General features: G+C 59.5%; 14 protein-coding genes and 1 tRNA gene. 2 read left to right on the top strand and 13 right to left on the bottom strand.

Going from position 1 to position 18,795, the window contains the following annotated elements; translation table 11 throughout:
- Positions 1-3: 3 nt before the first annotated feature.
- The 12 genes from gspK to Q1K31_RS15555 all read right to left on the bottom strand — a co-directional run bounded on the left by gspK (position 4) and on the right by Q1K31_RS15555 (position 15,611).
- A complete protein-coding gene (gspK, locus tag Q1K31_RS15610) occupies positions 4-990 on the bottom strand; it encodes a type II secretion system minor pseudopilin GspK (RefSeq protein ID WP_300381600.1) in 987 nt (328 codons plus the stop codon).
- Positions 987-1,622: a type II secretion system minor pseudopilin GspJ gene (gene gspJ, locus Q1K31_RS15605; RefSeq protein WP_300381597.1), complete on the bottom strand. Its 636-nt coding sequence runs from the start codon at positions 1,620-1,622 to the stop codon at positions 987-989. The genes gspK and gspJ overlap by 4 nt, the downstream gene beginning before the upstream one ends.
- Positions 1,619-2,065: a type II secretion system minor pseudopilin GspI gene (gene gspI, locus Q1K31_RS15600; RefSeq protein ID WP_300381594.1), complete on the bottom strand. Its 447-nt coding sequence runs from the start codon at positions 2,063-2,065 to the stop codon at positions 1,619-1,621. Before gspI ends, gspJ begins: the two co-directional genes overlap by 4 nt.
- Positions 2,049-2,531, bottom strand: a complete 483-nt coding sequence (locus tag Q1K31_RS15595; protein ID WP_300381591.1) for a prepilin-type N-terminal cleavage/methylation domain-containing protein — start codon at positions 2,529-2,531, stop codon at positions 2,049-2,051. Before Q1K31_RS15595 ends, gspI begins: the two co-directional genes overlap by 17 nt.
- A 9-nt stretch (positions 2,532-2,540) precedes the next feature.
- Entirely contained in the window at positions 2,541-2,993 is a 453-nt protein-coding gene (gene gspG / locus Q1K31_RS15590; RefSeq protein WP_300381589.1) for a type II secretion system major pseudopilin GspG, read from the bottom strand.
- A 12-nt stretch (positions 2,994-3,005) separates the two neighbouring features.
- Positions 3,006-4,220 carry a type II secretion system inner membrane protein GspF gene (gene gspF / locus Q1K31_RS15585; RefSeq protein ID WP_300381586.1) on the bottom strand — a complete coding sequence of 405 codons (1,215 nt, stop codon included), beginning with the start codon at positions 4,218-4,220 and terminating at the stop codon, positions 3,006-3,008.
- A 2-nt stretch (positions 4,221-4,222) separates the two neighbouring features.
- The gene (gene gspE / locus Q1K31_RS15580) at positions 4,223-5,713 is read right to left on the bottom strand and encodes a type II secretion system ATPase GspE (RefSeq protein ID WP_300381583.1); all 1,491 of its coding nucleotides are present in this window, start codon (positions 5,711-5,713) and stop codon (positions 4,223-4,225) included.
- Positions 5,714-5,747: 34 nt separating this feature from the next.
- On the bottom strand, positions 5,748-7,691 hold the full coding sequence (gene gspD / locus Q1K31_RS15575; RefSeq protein WP_300381580.1) for a type II secretion system secretin GspD: 1,944 nt from the start codon (positions 7,689-7,691) through the stop codon (positions 5,748-5,750).
- Between the two features lie 7 nt (positions 7,692-7,698).
- Positions 7,699-8,538 (bottom strand): type II secretion system protein N, encoded by an 840-nt coding sequence (locus tag Q1K31_RS15570; protein WP_300381577.1) that lies wholly within the window; start codon positions 8,536-8,538, stop codon positions 7,699-7,701.
- A gap of 131 nt (positions 8,539-8,669) precedes the next feature.
- On the bottom strand, positions 8,670-11,342 hold the full coding sequence (locus Q1K31_RS15565) for a TonB-dependent receptor (RefSeq protein ID WP_300381574.1): 2,673 nt from the start codon (positions 11,340-11,342) through the stop codon (positions 8,670-8,672).
- Positions 11,343-11,449: 107 nt separating this feature from the next.
- Positions 11,450-14,317 carry a hypothetical protein gene (locus tag Q1K31_RS15560; protein WP_300381571.1) on the bottom strand — a complete coding sequence of 956 codons (2,868 nt, stop codon included), beginning with the start codon at positions 14,315-14,317 and terminating at the stop codon, positions 11,450-11,452.
- Positions 14,318-14,732: 415 nt separating this feature from the next.
- On the bottom strand, positions 14,733-15,611 hold the full coding sequence (locus Q1K31_RS15555) for a sialidase family protein (RefSeq protein WP_300381569.1): 879 nt from the start codon (positions 15,609-15,611) through the stop codon (positions 14,733-14,735).
- A 206-nt stretch (positions 15,612-15,817) separates the two neighbouring features.
- Between Q1K31_RS15555 and Q1K31_RS15550 the strand changes: the two genes are divergently transcribed.
- The gene (locus Q1K31_RS15550) at positions 15,818-16,588 is read left to right on the top strand and encodes a hypothetical protein (RefSeq protein WP_300381566.1); all 771 of its coding nucleotides are present in this window, start codon (positions 15,818-15,820) and stop codon (positions 16,586-16,588) included.
- A gap of 105 nt (positions 16,589-16,693) precedes the next feature.
- Here the strand turns inward: Q1K31_RS15550 and Q1K31_RS15545 are convergent.
- Positions 16,694-16,769: transfer RNA gene (locus tag Q1K31_RS15545), tRNA-Thr, on the bottom strand.
- A 230-nt stretch (positions 16,770-16,999) separates the two neighbouring features.
- Between Q1K31_RS15545 and metG the strand changes: the two genes are divergently transcribed.
- Positions 17,000-18,754, top strand: a complete 1,755-nt coding sequence (gene metG / locus Q1K31_RS15540) for a methionine--tRNA ligase (RefSeq protein WP_300381563.1) — start codon at positions 17,000-17,002, stop codon at positions 18,752-18,754.
- Positions 18,755-18,795 lie beyond the last annotated feature (41 nt).

Genomic DNA, 18,795 nt, shown 5'->3' with positions numbered 1-18,795 from the left:
ATTCTATCCCTTCCGCTCTTTGCGTACCGCATGCACGCCACCGGACTTGTCGAGCGCATACAGGATTTCATAAGTCCTGCGCAGCCCGCGATACTCGATCACCGCCGTGACGCCAATATGGCTGGAATTCACCGACAGCATATCCATGCGGCGGCGATCGGGGGCGACCTGCGCCATTTCGGGCAGTTCCATCATTTCGCCTACACTCTCCCATCCACCGGGCGGGCGCTGGAAGATCACGTCGCGGGCCGTATCGACTCTCAGGGCACCGGACATGGCAAGCGCCAGCATGGGGGCTTCCGCCTCAGTCAGCGTATTGATGTTGAGCGCATTGAAACCGACAGTCTCATGCACACAGACGAGCGGTCTGAGTTTATCGACCAGTTCCGGTGTTACGTGGCGTACGGCATAGAGTTCGGTGAGGTTGGCAAAAGGCTGACCCGCCGTGCGGTATGGCGGGGTGAGCGAGCGATAGTAGCTGTCCTCTGCGCCGCCCAGCCCGGGCGCCTGGTCAGGGTCCATCCAGTCAATCAGCGCCGAGGCAAGCCGCTCGGAGTCGATGCCCTCAAGTTCTGCATATTCCAGCAGGTTCAGGAAATCGGTGCTGGGAGACTGGGCGGTGACTTCCTCTCCATCATGGCGGGCATTGCTCAATGTATTGAGATTGAAGCAATTGCTGGCATCTTCGACAGTCAGGGCGAGGCGCCCGCCTTCCACGTTGAAACTGATTGGCTGGGTCAGAAGCGGCATGTCAGCGAAGAGTGCAGCCCCTGTTGCAGAAAGCAGCTCTTCCAGTGCCGTACCTGCAAACTGCTCGGCACCTGTAGCAAACCAGTCGGCCTGTGCGCCTGCATCGAGGGCACGGGCGCGGTTTGTACTGGAAAGCACGGCAGACGAAAGCATGACTGCAACGGTCGACATCGCTGCGACGATCATCAGGACGGTGACGAGGGCAACACCACGCTCATTCTGTTTGCGCTGATACCTCATGAGCCCGCGCCTCCGACAAGCGCTGCAATCGTCATCACCTGGCCGCGTTCAAACAGGATACGCAGCTCGATGAGATCCGGCAGGAGCCTGACATTGGCCTGCGGACCGCCCTCCCAATATGTCGAGGCTTCGCCATCTCGCCAGAACATCACCTCGACAGACTCGACCCCGTTGAGAAGAACGCGCTCGGCGACAGGCGTGGACTGGGTCGCATCCGGGCGGATCCAGGCGGTGCGGACAAGCTCTCCCTCAGCATTCAGGTCATAGCTGACAGGCTGCAGGTCACTGCGCCGCGCCAGACCGCCAGGGTTCATCCAGCCATTTCGCACCAGCCGAAGAAGCGCGTCAGTACGGTTGGTCTCGCCGCCAGCCATCGCCATTGCACCGTCATATCCTTCTGGCGGCTCGACGGCGCGTAGAACGGCATTCTCGATGTCGCTGCGGATAAAGGCCTGCGCAATATCCATCTGGCGCATCTCGGCTTCACGCTCGCGTAGCTGTTCGCCCGAACTCGTCGCACGCAGGAGTAATGCCCCGCCCGCCGCAGCCAGCATGGACAGGATGAGAAGCGCCACCAGCGTCTCGACGAGCGTGAACCCGCCCTCGCCCTTATGGACGTCCTGCCCCGTCATTCCGTCAGGTCCTTCAATTGCAGACCGGATTGCGGCTGGCTCTTGGGCTGAACCTGAGACTTCAGCGTAATGAGGCGGGCAATTGTCTGCGTACGCCCTGTCTGGCTGACTGTGACTTCAAGGCGGAAAAGCTGGGGCCGTTCGGTCGGATAGACGGTCAGTGTCCAGTTGAAATTCCGGCCCAGCTGGGTCTCCGTCCCGCTCGTCTGGCCGGCACTGACCTGCTCCGGGTCTGCCATCGCCCGTGAAAGCACGTTCTCAGCCGTCGTGCGCGCAAGGAAGCGCGATTCAAGACGCGCCGTATTCTGGAGCGCCTCTGAAGAGACCTGCATGAGGGGCACAGCCGCCAGCGACAGGATCCCGAGTGCTGCCACCGTCTCGACGAGGCTGAACCCGGCCTGCTTCCTGCTGCGGCGCATGTTCGTGTCAGCCGGTGGCGTCATGCACCACCTCGCCATCCTGAGTGATCCTCAGCGTCCGCTCGAATTTTCCAGCCGAAATCGTGACATCAATCGGCTCGATAACGCCAAGCGGGTCGAAAACCAGCATCCGGGCCTCGTCTTCGTTGCGCGTGCGCCGCTCGTCGGCCCGGCTGAGCCGGACATTCACGGCCTGCGGCAGGTCGATGAAAGCGCGTTCTGCAGGCTGCCATTCATAGCCATCCCACCTGAGCAGGCTGACCCGTCCCTTCTCCGTTCGCAAGGCGAGCACGTCGCCGGTCAGGACCGACTGGTCCTGAATCGTACGAATGCTTTGTCCCAGCTCTCGCACGGCCTCTTCCTGCGGTGACTCGCGCTCCGGCAATGTCGTGACTGCCACGCCTGCCACCAGCCCCATGATGAAGATCACGAGCAGCACTTCGACCAGCGTCATGCCGGACTGGGGAGAAAAGGAGCGGTGGACCTGCATCGGTGTGGTCTAGTTCCAGTTGCCGATGTCGGCGTTCTCTTCATCGCCACCCTGTTCGCCGTCAGCACCGAGCGAATAGAGATCATACGGCTTGTTGGAACGATCGCCGGGGCGCTCATAGACGAAGGGCCGTCCCCACGGGTCCATCGGCACCTTGTTGATGTAGCCACCCTTGCGATAGGAGCCCGCGCTGCTGGTACCGGCAGGTTCGTTGACCAGGGCGTCCAGCCCCTGCTCGGTGGTCGGGTAATCGTACATGTCGAGGCTATACTGCTCCAGCGCGTTGGTAAGCGCGGAGACATTCGTCCTGGCAGTCTTCACCTGGGCGTCAGTACGTGCACCAAGCACGTTGAACAGGACCACGGTCGATAAAAGGCCAATGATGAAGACCACGACCATGATCTCCGTGAGCGTGAAACCGGCGTCTTTTCTGGGTTTCTTCGGAATGGGTTTGCGGAACATCGGATTTTCCTTCTAGCCAATGGCAAGCGTGTTGATCTGCAGGATAGGCAGCATGATCGAGAGGACTATGAGAGCTACGATCCCGGCCAGGAAAACGATCATGATCGGTTCCAGCAGGCCGAGGGCGACGGTTGAAGCATTGTCGAACTCGTCTTCGAGATAATCAGCCGCCCGGCCCATCATGGCAGCAAGGTCCCCGCCGCGCTCCCCACTGGCGACCATGTGCAGGAGCATGGGCGGGAAGACCGCCTCCGAGCGCATGGCGCGGGCCAGTGTCGAGCCCTCTTCCACCTTGCGGCGGATACTGGTGACGGACCTGCGGAAGACCGCGTTCGACATGGAATTGCGCGCTGCACCGAGGCATTCCGGCACAGGTGCACCGCTGGCTGAAAGCGTCGCGAAGGTGCGGGCAAAAGCAGCAGCCGCCACGCCGCGCGCAAGCTTGCCGATGACCGGCAGGGAAAGAATGAAACGGTCGCGGGCTTCACGCACACGCGCCGACCGGAAGAGACGCCTCAGCCCCCATAAGGCTGCGATCAGGGCCAGCACCGCCACGATACCCCACTGGCGCATGAAGGTGGATACCGCGATCACGGCCTCGGTCAGCCAGGGCAGGTCCTGCCCGAGCGTGTCGAACTGTTCGACAATCGCAGGCACGACAAAGATCATCAGCAGGCTGACCACGATCAGCGCAATGGCACTCAGGACGATGGGATAGATCAGCGCGGAAAGAATCTTGTTCTTCATCTTCCGCGATTTTTCCAGGTGCGTTGCCAGCCGCTCCAGAACCTCATCCAGCCGCCCGGAGGACTGGCCTGCCGAGACCACAGCCCTGTAGAATGCGGGGAAGGCTTTAGGCGCACTGTTGAGCGCTTCGGAAACGGAATAACCATCCGTGATGGACGAACGCACGCCCATGAAGACCTTGCGGGTGGCCGGCTTTTCGGCTTCGGCAGCGACAGATCCGATGGCCTCCTCGACTGGCGTGCCGGACTTTACGAGAAGCGCGAGCTGGCGGGTGGCGACAACGAGGTCTGCCCCTGAGAGCTTGCGGTCATGGCCGCTGACGGCGGTGGCGGACTTGCCCTTGCGGCTTTCGCTGACATCCAGTGGGGAAAGCTGTCGCAGACGCAATTCCTTGCGGGCCGCGCGCGGCGAGTCTGCGGTAATGACGCCGGAAGTGCGTTTTCCGTCCGCCCCGAGAGCCTGATAGTCGTAGACGGCCATGTTCAGGCCTCATCCTTGCGGCAGACACGCAGGACTTCCTCGACGCTTGTTTCCCCGGCGACGACATAGCGGCGCGCATTGCGAAAGAGCGTATCGTGCTGAGCGAAAGCATGGGCCTCCAGCGTGTCGTCGGAGACATCCTCACGGATCAACCTGCGGATCTCCTGATCGACGAGGAGGAGTTCGTAGACGCCAAGCCGGCCCTCATAGCCGGTCTGCGCGCAGGACATGCAGCCCTGGGGACGCCAGAACTGGTAATGCTCAGACAGTGGCAGGCCGAACATTGTCTTCTCATCATCAGTGGCGTCGTGAGGTGTCTTGCAATGCTCACACAGCTTGCGGACGAGGCGCTGAGCCAGGACGGCACGCATGGTGGCGGCGAGCACATATGGCTCGATCCCCATGTCACGCAGGCGCTGGATGGCGCCCGCCGCGCTATTGGTGTGAACCGTCGACAGGACTGGCCGGCCGGTGGACGAGAACTCGAAAGCGACCTTGGCGGTCTCCAGGTCACGTACCTCGCCGACCATCACCACGTCCGGATCATGGCGCAGGATGGCACGCAGCGTGGCAGCGAAGGTGAGACCGACCTTGTGATGCATCTGCGTCTGGCTGATGCCTTCGAGGCCATATTCGATCGGGTCTTCCAGCGTCATCACATTGCGCTGGCCATTATTAAGGACCGAAAGCGCGGAATAGAGCGTCGTCGTCTTGCCCGAGCCCGTTGGGCCGGTGACGAGTGTGATGCCGTTTGGCTGGGCGAGCACGCTGCGCAACCGCTCCAGCGTGTCTTCGTCCATGCCGAGCTCATCGAGACCGAGCAGTGCGTTGCGCGTATCCAGCAGACGCATCGTGACACGTTCGCCATAGCGCGACGGCAGCGTCGAAACCCGGACATCAATGGAGCGTCCGCCGATCGAGAGCGAGATGCGCCCGTCCTGCGGGATGCGCTTCTCGGCAATATCCAGCCGCGCCATGACCTTCACTCGGCTTGTCAGCGGCGCGGCGAGCCGACGTGACGGGGTGAGGACTTCCTGAAGGACGCCATCAATCCGGTAGCGAACGGCAAGCGTGTCCTCATGCGGCTCGATGTGAACGTCCGAGGCCCGGCGCTTTACGGCTTCATAGATCAGCCCGTTGATGAGGCGCACGACAGGCGCATCATCGTCGCCGTCCAGAAGGTCTGCGGTCTGCGGGATTTCATCGATCAGCGAATGCAGGTCGCCCTCGCCATCCATCGCGGCTTCGGTCTCGCCGCCATCGATTGCCGAGCGAGCGTAGTGTTCAGACAGCTCACGCTCGAAGCGCGCAGCATCGACATGTTCGAAGCGTAGTGGCCTGCCGAGCGCACGCCGCGCCTCTAGTATGGCATGCGGGTCAGCCCCGGCACGCACACCGAGCTGGATGGTGTCGCCCTCATCGGACATGACGACGAGGCCCTTGTCGCGCGCAAAGGCGTAAGTCAGCGTCCGGCGGGTATCTGCCTCACTCATTCAGTTCACCATACATGGCAGGCACCCGAAGGCCCTACCTTTCGGTCTCCGGGGTGTCGCCGAGCACTTCGCCCAGAAACTGGTCCACGGTTATATTCGGTGCATCTTCGCGCAACAATTCGCGCGCACGGATATAGTTGTAGCTGCGGGACGTGACGCGGTTGGCATCGTCCCGGTTGCGCACGATTGTCGGCTTGATGAAGACCATCAGGTTGGTGCGCGTACTGCCCTTGCCTTCGGACTTGAACAGGTTGCCCGCGACCGGGATGTCACCCAGGAAGGGCACTTTTGAGTTTACCGTCGACTCGCTCTGCTCAATCAGGCCACCGAGGACGATGATCTCTCCATCATCTGCGAGCACGCTGGTCTCGATTTCGCGGGAGTTCAGGATGAGGTCCTGTGAGGTCGTACCGACCACGCCGTCCACGCTGGAAACTTCCTGCTTGATGTCCATCCGGATCGTGTTGTCGGAGGAAATACGTGGGGTCACTTCCAGCATGACGCCGACATCCTCACGCTGGACCGTGCGGAACGGGTTCGAGTTTGCATCGCCCAGCACTTCGCCAGAGGTCAGCGGAACATTCTGTCCGACCAGCAGGCGGGAAGTGCCATTGTCGAGCGTCATGTTGAACGGCTTCGAGAGGATGCGGGAATTGGTGTCTTCTTCAACGGCATTCAGGACAGCGCCAAACAGTGTATCGCCGCTCTGGCCACCGAAGCCGATCAGTGAACCGTTCGTACCGAGAAGCGAGTTAATGGCTGCCGATCCGAGATCACTTCCGCCATCGCCACCGCCAAAGTCTCCGCCGGGGCTGATAAGTGCGCCCGCCAGGGCAAGCAGGTTGGGGGCGGAGCGGGAAAAGTTTGTACTGGCGAAAGGGGTCGTTGAATCGCCTGTTCCCGACAGGAGGAACTGGACGCCGAGCTCACGTGCCGTGTCCTCGGAAATATCGACAATAATGGCTTCGACCAGCACCTGGGCGCGACGCTGGTCCAGCGCTTCGACGACCCGCTGCATCGACAGGAGCGTGTCGGGTGATGCACTGATGATGAGCGAGTTGGATTCAAGATGCGCGGCAATCGTCGCCTCGGGCGTCTCATTCTCCGCTGGGCCGCGCTGATCGGCCATTGTGGCCGCCAGTTTTTCGAGCACGGGCACGATTTCCTCTGCCTTAGCATTATTCAGCGGAATGACACGAAGATTGTCGCGCGTCGGCTCTTCCGCATCGAGATCGCGGGCGACCTCCATCGCGCGTACGACCATCCTGTTGTCGCCGCGAATCACGATGGAGTTGCTAGTCGGAGACGACGAGACCTCGAAATTCGGCACAGGATTGCCATCACGCGAACCGAGAAGTTCCGTAATGATGTCCGCCATTTCGCGGGCCGGCACGCTCTTGAGAGCAAGCGTCTGCACCTCTGTACTGTCATCCTGGTCAAGCGACTGGATGACCTCACGGATGCGCGGCATGTTGGACGCATAATCAACCACGACGACCGAGTTCGACCGGGCATTCGCCACCACCTGCCCCTGCGCGTCTACAATCGGCTTGATCATCTGGGCCGCCTCTGCAGCGCCGAAAGTATCGAGCTGGAAAACCTGTGTGATGAATGTGTTCGGCCCGGCACTTCGGGTCCCTGCTTCGCCGACTGCGAGTTGTTCCGGCACGATACGGTAGACCCCCTGCCCGGCCGGTATGGCGGCAAAGCCATGTACCCGCAGGGTCGACAGGAAAACCTGGAACACTTCATCCGTGGTCATCGGCGCCTGCGACAGGACGGTTACACGCGTCCGGGCGACGTCAGGATGCAGGATGAACGTATAACCGGTAATGATCGACACATCGTCGATCAGGGCGGTGATATCCACATCATCGAGGCTCAGAACATGACGTTCCGATTCCGGCGATTGCGCTAGCGCATGGCCGGTCTGAAAGGCGAGCGCCAGGGCCGCCATCATGCTCAGCAGCTTCTTCATATCCCTCTCACTCCTCCTCGAAGCGAATATCTACTGTCCGGGTTTCCCCTGCCCGGATAATGGTAATGGCCGTCGTGCCTCCCGATGACAGACGCGAAGCAAGCGCAGACGGATCGAGTTCAGCCACCCTAGTACCATTTACGCTGACAAGACGATCTCCGGGTTCAAGGCCCGCTGAATTCATCAGAGTTGCATCTCCTCTCGGCTGGAGAAGGAGGCTGGTGGTGGCACCATTTTCCTGCTGCGCCTCGACCACCAGCCCGGCAATAAGTGTGCGCGCCGAAATGCCCGGCCTGAACAGAGGTGCCGTTTCTGTCGTGACCTGCCCCGCATCGGTCCGGACTGTATCCGGGTCGCCGATAACCGACAGGCCCGACGCACGCCCGCTGCGCATGATGGTCTCCTCACGGCCATCACGCGAGATGATGGCCCTGTCCGAAAGCACCCGCTCAAGGATCACGCCCGGCAGGATTTCATCGCCAAGCTCATAGCGGGTTGTCTCATTGTCCGGCGTTATGATCGTTGCGGAACTCACGCCTTCGCCCGTGGACATGAAGAGGGCTGACAGCTTGAGGTTGAGATCGGTTTCAGGAGCATCCGTTACGATAGCCGCTTCAGTTTCCGCTGCCTGGAAAGGGTTCTGCGTCATGATGAGACTGAGATCTGCCCGCACCTCACTGCCGCTGGACGTCTGCACCGGGCTTGGCAGGGGTTGCGGACGTAAATCCGACACTGCTGGGCCCGGTGACATGAAAAGCCAGAACAGCCGCGCCACAAGCCAGGCCAGGACAAGGACGAGAGCAACTAGCGCAGTGATACGCGCGGCTTCCACAAGCCTCGGGCTCAAGCTCTGTATGTTCAATCTACCCTGCAATAGCCCCAACTCTTTCACGTATTGAGGGCGGGTTCTCACCGCCCTCAACCAAGACATCTAGCCCAGAATGGGCAATAGTGCGACCTGTGTTCTGCCCGACTGCGCTAGAAGCGCCGCTTGAGACCGAACGAGATCGACGTGCCGATATCGTAGACATCTACATTGATACGGTCGCCACCGCGTTCCTGGTACGCCTCATAGTCATCGCCGAACAGATTCTGCACCTTGAAGGAGAACTCGTAGTCTCCGCCGCGGTAGGCGAAATTCTGGTTCAGGATGAAGTCGATGGTCGTTGGCGGTTCCTCAATAATGGCCGGGATATTGAGTGCCAGCGCCTCGCCCGAGCGGATACGCGAGCTTGCATGATTGACCAGCAGGCTGGCTTCAGTACCCGCGACATCGTCTGTGTAGACAAGCTGGGCATTGAACAGGTGCTCGGACTGACCCTGAAGACGGCGTCCGTCCTGGATGAGGCCGGCGCCCGGCAGGAGGAAAGGCTCCGGGTTGAGCGGCTGCTGGTTGGTCACCACACACTCATCCGGGAACTGGGCACAGAATTCCGGGCTCGCCAGCCCAAGGTCGTTGGGGTTGCGGCCAGCCTGCACCTCCGAGTCCGACCATGTATAGTTGCCCTTGATGGTCAGGTCGCGATCCTGAAACCAGTCCCAGCCGAACATGTTGTAGAGCGGCAGTGACTGTTCATACTCGACCTCTGCACCATAAAGCTCGGCACTCGGCACATTGATGAAAGTCGTCACCGGATCATCGCCTGAGCGATTGTTGATCTCCTCGATCGGGCGTTCCATGTCCTTGTAGAACACGCCGAAAGTGATGAACTGCTCACGTCCGAAATAGTATTCCGCGCGGGCATCATAGTTCTTGATCGAGGCGTTGATCAGGAAGGGATTACCCTGGAAAACGACATCGGTTTCAGTATTGAGGAATTCCGTCGGCGCGAGCTCACGGAATTGCGGCCTTGTGATCGTTTCGGAGTAACCGGCCCGGACCTGGAGGTCATCAAACGGGTTCCAGGTGATCGTGGCAGCTGGCAGCAGGTCGTACTCATAATCGCAGCTACCATCCGGCTCGGCATCGATACAGGACTCGACCGTGTTCAGGGACGGATCAGCCCCGATCGTGCGCGTGTCGATGGCCTCAATCGCGCGTTCATAACGCACCCCGACAGCGCCGCGCAGGAAAGGCGTTATCTGGGTATCGAAACCCGCATAGCCTGCATCCACTTCAAGCGTGGCGACATACTGTTCGGGGAACTGGTCACCGCCGATTGAACTCGAATCCAGCTGGCCGTTCGCATAGAGCGAGGAGAACAGGTAATCGATACGTGTGCTTGAAAGTGGCAGCCCCTCAATGGCGAAGATGCGTGAGGTCGCCAAGCGGTCATTCTCCTTATAGGCATAACCGGCCTTCAGATCCGTCTCGCAGAAGAGATAACAATCCCCCCCACGTGACAGCGGCAGCTCGAGATCGATACCCAGATCAGTCGAGTCGTCGTCAATCGTGCTGAAGGAGAAGGTCGTGTCCTCTGAGTTGGACAGCGTTTGCAGGCCCTGTCCGGAATCCTGGTAAAGGATGTTGAACTGGTACGGCGCATTGCGCTGGGCTTCCGAGTAGGAGGCGCGCCACTCGACACTCAGATCCATCAGGGACGGGAAAAAGTGCTCCCCCGAAAGCTGGGTGGTCCAGAGCTGGCGCTCGAACCATTCGATGCTGTCCTGGCGTTCGAAGTTATCGTCGAAATCGATCCCCTGGACCGTGCGGGCCTCTTTCGAGGTCGAGCGTGTAATCAGGGCCGTGCCGCGGATTTCATGATTGTCGTAAAGGTCGAAACCAACCGTCGCGAAGCCGTTGGCTTTCACATTGTTTTCAGTCGCATAGAGATCATTGTCAAAGCGTTGCGACAGGCCTTCGCCTGCGCTGTCAGCGAAACCGCGCTCGCCTTCCTTCGTCTCCCATTCATTGGAGTAGGAAGCTGCTGCCAGTACGCCCATGGAAATATCGCTGTTGATATCGAAGCGCTGACCGCCCGTGGCACTCAGGCTGACATTTGCCGGCACAATCCCTTCCTGGATAATCAGCAGAGAGGAATCGTTGGTAAGCGACCGGGCGAAATTCGCATCAGGCCCGTCTGCCGGAAGCGGGGGTGGCGTACGCTTGTTGTCCGACACGCCGAGAAAGTCGAGATCGCCGCCATCATAAAGCAGGCCATCCTGGAAGGTTGTTTCAGTGCTGCCCGAAACGGAGGTCGAGACTTCGAAGAAGGCTTCATCCGGCACTGTCTTTGTACGGATATCCACGAGCCCGCCGCCAAACTCACCGGGCAGCTCAGGCGAATAGGTCTTCTGCACCAGGATGCTGCGCAGAACGGATGTTGGGAAGAGGTCGAGCGGTGCGACCCGGCGCAGCGGTTCGGGGCTGGGAAGCGGAGAGCCATTCAGCGTCGCGCTGGAGTAACGTTCGTTCAGGCCGCGAACATAGACAAAGCGGCTGTCGGCGGTGGAGATGCCTGCCACGCGAGACAGGGCGGAAGCCGCATCGGAATCGCCGGAGACCTGAAAGTCGTTTGCGTCGATGAGGCTCGAGACTTCCGATGTCGAGCGCTTTTCGTCCGGAATGAACTGGCCGCGCACGACGACGCTTTCCTGGCGCAGTTCGTCGCCTGTTTCCTCGGAGGATTCCTGGGCGGAGACGCCGGACAGGCAGGCTAGCGATGCCCCCGTCAAAAGCGCCAGACGAAGATAAGTTGCAGATTTCAGCATGATTTCCCCCTCGGAGGAGAGGAGTTACCTCCTCTATGATGTCTGGAAATGGAGAGGCAGAGCGACCCTTTTTCAGGACCGCCCTGCCCCTTTCGTGTCAGCGGTCCTTAGTTGGTCGTCTCGGCACCCGAGATATCGACCGTCCATCCAAGGAACCAGTCGTCGGACGTCCCCTCGACGGCGCCGACATAGGTCGTGGCTTCAAGCTCACCGATGCCTGTCACGTCAAAGACATCGACATTCGCCTCGGCACTGCCCGGAACGACCCCCGTAGCGCCGTCGACGAAGGAGAAACCACTCAGGCTGTTCGCGCCCTCGACAATGTTGTCCCCGGCGGCAAATGCCGGAACACCGTCACTGTCGCTCGCAAGGTTTTCGGTATTGTCGAGGAAGATCGATTTGATCTCGAGCTCACCATTATCAAAGTTGGTGAAGGTCTGATCGCTATCGACATCCAGACCGGTCGACCAGTCGGCAATGATGCCATTGGCGATCGTGCCCTTCATGCCCCGGCGAAGCAGTGCACCCTGCTGGGTCGCAGGCTCACCGGAATTGATCAGGGTGAAGTTCGACACACGCGGCGTGGAGAATGGCTCCTTGTCATTGTCACCGTCACGGTTATCGCCCTCGATGCCACGCGGGTCGCCCGACATGGCGCCTTCGGCACCGGCAACACCCGGATAGGCGATGGCGTATTGCAGGGAGCCCTGCCAGCCATCTGTCCAGTCGAGGCTGTCGTCGCCAACACCGGTCACGACCACGTGGTCTGCGGAGACATTACCGCCGAACCATTCGATGCCGTCATCGAGATTGTTCGCGACCTGGACATAGCTGACCTCGGTACCGGAACCGACACCCTGGAAGGCGATGCCATTCAGTTCGTCATCATTGGTCAGGCGAACACCTGCATACTGCACGCGGGTGTAGCGAAGACGCCCGCTATTATCGTCTGGCGTGCCGCCGCCGAAGAGACCGGACGAGCCTTCACCGGACTTTTCACAGCCGGCCGTGCCGCCGGTCGCAGTGGAGTCGATACAGGCATTGATCGGTGCGCGGCCATTGATGACCAGGCCACCCCAGACGCCCTTGAGGCTGTCAGTTGCCGTGACACTGCCGTCGACAACACCCTTGGCGGTGAAGACGACAGGCGCAGCGGCCGTGCCATTCGTCACGAGCCGGGAGCCACGTGATACGATAAGGTAGTCATCATTGCCTTCTGCAACGACGGTCACACCACGGTCGATCGTAAGCGTTGCGGATGCGCCGCCAGCCAGCGGAGAGTCCGGATCCGGCCCAAGGTCAGACCCGACAACGACCGTGCCATCAAGCTCGTAGATCAGCTCTGTGCCGTTGGTCAGTGTAAGGTCGTCTTGCAGTTCGCCGCCCGGCACAAGGCAGAGCGTCTTGCCGTCAAGCGTGCCGTCTTCGGTCGTTCCGTCCGGGCAGCCAGCCGGCGGAAAGAGCGTGCCGGACAGGGCAAAGTTTGCCCAGTTGTCAGCAACCGTCTCTGTCTCGCTGAAGGCGCCGATATAGGTCGTGGCCTCAAGCGCACCGACCCCCGTTACATCGAAGACCGGAACATCGAGTTCCTGCTGGCCGGGGAAGTAACGATTGCTGAGCGAATTGTTGCCGCCGACAATGTCGTTGTTCGACGCATAGGTCGCCAGGTCGTTTGCCGTGTCATCATCGTCGCTGGCCAGGGTCTGGGCTGCGTCGATGAAGAAGGAGGCAACGGTGAGCGCGCCGTTCGACAGGTTTTCATAGGTGAAGTCATTGTCGATATCGAGGCCCGGCGTGTAGCCGCCTGCAACAATGGCGTTCACGATCGTACCGGCCGTGCCGCGGCGCAGCAGGACGCCCTGCTGGTTACCGCTGGACCCGATAAGCGTGAAGTTCGAAAGGCTCGGGCTGGAAACCGGCGTCTTGTCATTGTCGCCGTCACGGTTGTCAGCCTCGATACCGCGCGGATCACCGGATGACGGGATATCTGAATTGACGACGGCGTATTGCAGGGACCCCTGCCAGCCATCCGTCCAGTCGATCGAGTCGTCACCTGCGCCAGTGACAACAGCGTACTGCACGTTCACCGTGCCGCCGAACCACTCAATGCCGTCATCGAGATTGTTGTGGACCTGGATATGGTCGACTTCAGTCCCGGAACCGACGCCCTGGAACGCAATACCGTTCAGCTCGTCATCATTGGTCAGGCGCGCACCGGCAAATTCCACCGTGAGATAGCTGATCTCGCCAGAGTCATCTGCTGCGTCGTCACCACCGAAGAGGCCCGATGCCCCTTCGCCGGACTTCTCACAGCCCGCAGACCCACCGGTAGCCGTTCCGTCGATGCAGGCATTGATTGGCGCGAAGCCGTTGATGATCAGGCCGCCCCACTGGGCGTTCGTGCCATCCTCAATGATCGTTGAGTTGGTGTTGTCGTCGTTGATGGCGGCACGGGCCGTCATGCGCACGGGGCTGGCCTCGGAGCCATTGACGTCAATCTGTGAACCACGGCTGATGACAATGTAATCGTCAGAGCCGTCACCGGTCCCCTCGGCAGCAGCACCGTACATCACGGCGCCCTCATTCAGGGTCAGTGTAGCCGCCGTGCCGCCATCTTCACCGATGAAAACAGCGCCGCGGATTGCGACGGTCACACCCGCCGGCACTTCAACGTCGGTCGTGATCGTTGTCTCGCTGGCACCTGCGTCGCCAATGGCGCAGACATCGACACTCGCCAGGCCTTCAGACGGAATTTCCTCGAAGGTCGCCTCGCTCGTACCGGTCGGGCAACCGGCTGCCGGGATGAGATCGATGGTCGAGGCCGCAGGCGGCGGCGGGGGTGGTGGCGGCGGTGGTGGCGAGACGGGAGGTGTGCCGCTCCCCGGAGAGGAGATGTCAGTGTCGGAACACCCGACGATTGCCAGAGCCGCAGCGCTGGCAAGGAAGACGAGACGCAGGCTTTTCGCCGTGTTCATGAGAGCCCCCTTAGGCTTTTCGATTCATCCGCGAGCAGGAATCGGTCTCGATCCCCGAACTCGACGCGCCTATCGCACAGCTGCTTGACAGTATTGCGACATCACAAAACCTTCACAAATACTGTAATATATCTGACACATACTCTTATACTTCACACACGAAAGTCGTGCGCGCTTACAGATTTGAATTCGCCAAACCCGATAATATTCAATTGAGTAATAAGCAGTGATGAGAGACCGGATTGTCCGCTATCAGACAATCTGGACCAGCAGCCAAGAAACATCAAAAACACGTTTTCTTTCAGCGTTCCGGTAGATTTCCAACCGAGCTGAGTCACTCCGGAATGACGCCATACGGAGCAAATTCCGCCTTCACAGAAGAGAGCTATAGAAATTTACTTATACTTGATAAGATTCAATTCTCACTCACCGTACCGACACCTTCTAGCGCCGCCTCCAGGGAGATCATCATGAGCTCACCCTCTCTGGAAAAGAACAGTATCCCGCCATCAGAGGAGATGCCCGGCCCGAAATCGATTCCCGGCGTATTTACGGGAGCTCCGAGATTACGCGGCGTTCCCCATGTACCGTCTTCGGTGCGCGTCGCTGTCCAGATGTCCACCACGCCGAGCTTGGGCTTGCGATGGCTGTAGAAAAAGATCCGGCCGCCATCCGGCGTGATCGCGAGATGGGCATCGGCGCGGGCGTGATTGAAACCGTCCGGCATGCCGGAGATTTTCCATTCGCCCGACTCATCGTCTTCAATTGCCTGGAAAATGTCATGGCCACCGACGCTGTCATATCCGTTGGATGTGAAATATAGCCGTCCCCGGCTGTCCATTGCAGGGTTCAGTTCTTCCGCACCGGTATTGATTGAGGCTGGCAGGTGTTCAGGCGTGCCCCAGCCATCCTCCATCAGCTCGACTCGCCAGATGTTGCCGTCACGTTGCCCGCGCTCGAGGATATCGGCATCGGAAGAATAATAGAGCATACCGTCCGCGAAACTGAAGGACGGGTTGGTCAACTTGATCCTGTGCGGAAAATCGAGCTGGACAGGCGCGCTCCAGCTGCCGTCTTCCTGCTTGCGCATTTCGTACAGCAGCGTGCGGTCGCCCTGCTCCCTTGCGAAAACGCGGACCATACCGTCCATCGATTCGGTGAGGCCGTAGGCGCGCGTGAAGGCGGTTGGCGTTTCGGCTTCTGCCAGAACCGGCACAGCCTCGGTCGGCAGGTCACTTGCCTGCGAACAGGCGGCCAGGACGCCGAAAACCAACGGGATCGCTACACGCTTCATCGCCTACCTCGCTATACAGACCTGACGGACGGGTGCCTCATAACGATGTGTCATGACGGTTTTCTAACAGGAACTGTATGCGAAGTGCCGCCTCGGCGCGCAAACGAGCGGCCCCGAATATAATTGACAAAACACCGCCAGTTTCTGACCCGTATCCCCAAACACCTGCTGCAACCAGACTAAGCGCATCCAAACAGGGGGACGTCATGAGCCCGGCATACATTTATAGCACCCTTGTTTCCCTGATGCTCTCCTGGTGTGTTTCATCACCTGCTTTTGCAGAAGCTCCCGGTGTTGATCTGTCAGGGGAGATCAACAAGGATTTTGCTTTTCAGGTTGAGTATGCACTTTTACTGGGCGCCAAGGAAATACGCGTCGAATCATCGGGCGGAAATAATCTATGGGCGCTACAAGTTGCGAATTCTTTGAATGAGCGTAAGTCCACGCAACTCGTTGTGACCGGAAAATGCGTTTCCGCATGTGCGTCGCTGGCATTCGCGACTGATAATGTGAGGATCACCAAAGACGCGTTCATAGCCGTCCACCGGACATCTCTTGGCATTCGATATGTGCTCGAGGCGTCGGAGTTCGACCTTCGAGAGGAAAGATTTGAAGCATTGAACCTCTATGCTGACGAAGAAGCTCGCTTGTTACAGAAGGGCAATAGAAGTGCGTCATTCTTTGAGCAGGCCATGCGCGAAACCAGGTCCAATTGCTACCAAGAACTGGTGACCACAAAGGATGGTTTGGTGCTTGGGTATAAATCTCGCCCGGACGCACATTACTGGATGCCTGATAAAGAGACATTCAATCAATACAGGGGCATTGACGTATCTGGTCAGTGGCCAAGCCGTAGAGATTGGGTCTCAAACAAAAAGGCGCTCGATTTCATTAAGAAATACAAGGTTATAATGACAAAGTCGCCGGATGAATTGACGGAAACGCCGATAAAAGAATTCGGCAAGTGTGAAAACTAACTGTTGAAGAGAATTCGCGCGCTTGAAATGCGACAGTGGGTACTGGCTATCCGCCATCGCCGAAACATGACCCAGTGCAACCATGTGAATTTGTATGGCGTGCGATGGTGCCGGCAGAGGGACTTGAACCCCCGACCCCCTGATTACAAATCAGGTGCTCTACCAGCTGAGCTATACCGGCATCGTGCAAGCCCTTTAAGGCGCGTGGCCGCCAAGGGCAAGATTGCTTTGTGACATCGCCTGCTTATCCCGGCATCAGCACACACCCGATCTGCCCCGTACAGGCGAAATCGCGCGTGCTGGTGGCTGCACCTTTCAGGCACGCCCCATTTCATTTTTGTATGGCCGCGGTATGAGTGCCCGCAAACCATACACTGGAACACCAAGGCCTCCCGACAGATGGACAGCACCATGACCGATACAGGCAAGCGCCGCATTCTCGTTACCTCTGCCTTGCCATACATCAACGGCATCAAGCACCTCGGCAATCTCGCCGGCTCCATGCTGCCGGCGGATGTCTATGCGCGCTTTCAGAGGCTGCGGGGACATGATGTCCTCTATATCTGTGCCACGGACGAACATGGCACGCCGGCCGAGCTGGCAGCACAGGCCGCCGGGATTTCTGTGCGGGACTATTGCAACGAACAGTTTGCCATCCAGAAGGCTGCTGGCGACGGGTTCGGCCTGTCCTACGATCACTTTGGCCGCTCTTCAGGGCCGGAGAACGAACGGCTTACCCAGCACTTCGCACATGTCCTCGAGGCCAACGGCCTGATCGAGGAACGCAATATGCGACAGGTCTTCTCCATCGACGATGGCCGCTTCCTGCCAGACCGTTATGTCGAAGGCACCTGCCCGCACTGCGAGTTCGAGAAGGCCCGCGGCGACCAGTGTGACAGTTGCGGACGCCTGCTGGACCCAGTCGACCTGATCGACCCCTATTCGGCAGTTTCCGGCTCGAAGAATGTCGAAATCCGCGAGACGCGCCACCTCTTCCTGCTTCAGTCAAAGATGCAGGATACGATCCGCGCATGGGTGGACAAGTCGACAGACTGGCCCCCGCTTGCCCGCTCCATCGCCCTGAAATGGCTGGATGAGGGCCTGCGCGACCGGGCGATCACGCGAGACCTTTCCTGGGGCATCCCGGTCACAAATCCGGATGGTTCAGTGCGCGAAGGTTTCGAGAACAAGGTCTTCTATGTCTGGTTCGACGCGCCGCTCGAATATATGGGCGCGACACAGGAATGGGCGAAAGCGAAGGGCGACCCGGATGCATGGCGCAGCTGGTGGCGCACCGATGAGGGTGCCGATGACGTCGATTATGTCCAGTTCATGGGCAAGGACAATGTCGCTTTCCACACCGTCTCCTTTCCTGTCACCATCCTTGGCTCGGAGGAGCCGTGGAAGCTGGTTGACCGGCTGAAGGCCTTCAACTGGGTGACCTGGTATGGCGGCAAGTTCTCGACCTCCAACAAACGCGGCGTGTTCATGGACCAGGCACTTGAGCTGCTGCCGGCCGACTACTGGCGCTGGTACCTGACGGCGAATGCGCCGGAAGGCTCTGACGCCGCATTCACCTGGGAAGGCTTCCAGGCGGCGATCAACTCAGACCTCGCCAATGTGCTCGGCAATTTTGTCAACCGGATCACGAAGTACTGCGCGTCAAAGTTCGATGCGAAAGTGCCGGAAACCGGCGCGTCCGGCGAAGCTGAAGCCTGGATGGTTTCGGAGCTTGAGACGCGGCTGCCGCAGCTGGTCGAGCATTATGAGAACATGGACTTCCGCAAGGCGGCTGCCGAAACACGCGCAATCTGGGCGGCTGGCAATGAGTACCTCACCAAGGCGGAACCATGGGTGAAGTACAAGTCGGATGTCGATGCGGCTGCGATTGGCGTACGCACGGGGCTCAACCTCGCCGCGCTGTTCGGTATCATCGCGCAGCCCATCATCCCTGAAGCCGCAGCGATGATCCTCGATGCGCTCGGCATTCCGGAAGACCGACGCACGCTCAAGCAGGATAGCCTGGATGATGTTGCCGCACTGCTGGATGCCCTGCCCCATGGCCATGAAATCGCACCGCCGGATGTGCTTTTCCGCAAGATTGAGGACGATCAGGTCGGCGAATGGACAGAGCGTTTTGGTGGGGAAGACCAGGCTCAGCCATAAACGTCTTTATTCCCGGACTGGAAGAGCTGGAACGATCTGAT

This window comes from Henriciella sp. (assembly GCF_029936995.1).
Classification (GTDB): domain Bacteria; phylum Pseudomonadota; class Alphaproteobacteria; order Caulobacterales; family Hyphomonadaceae; genus Henriciella.
The sequence above is the reverse complement of the archived record's forward strand: the minus strand, read 5'-3'. Positions and strand labels throughout refer to the sequence as shown.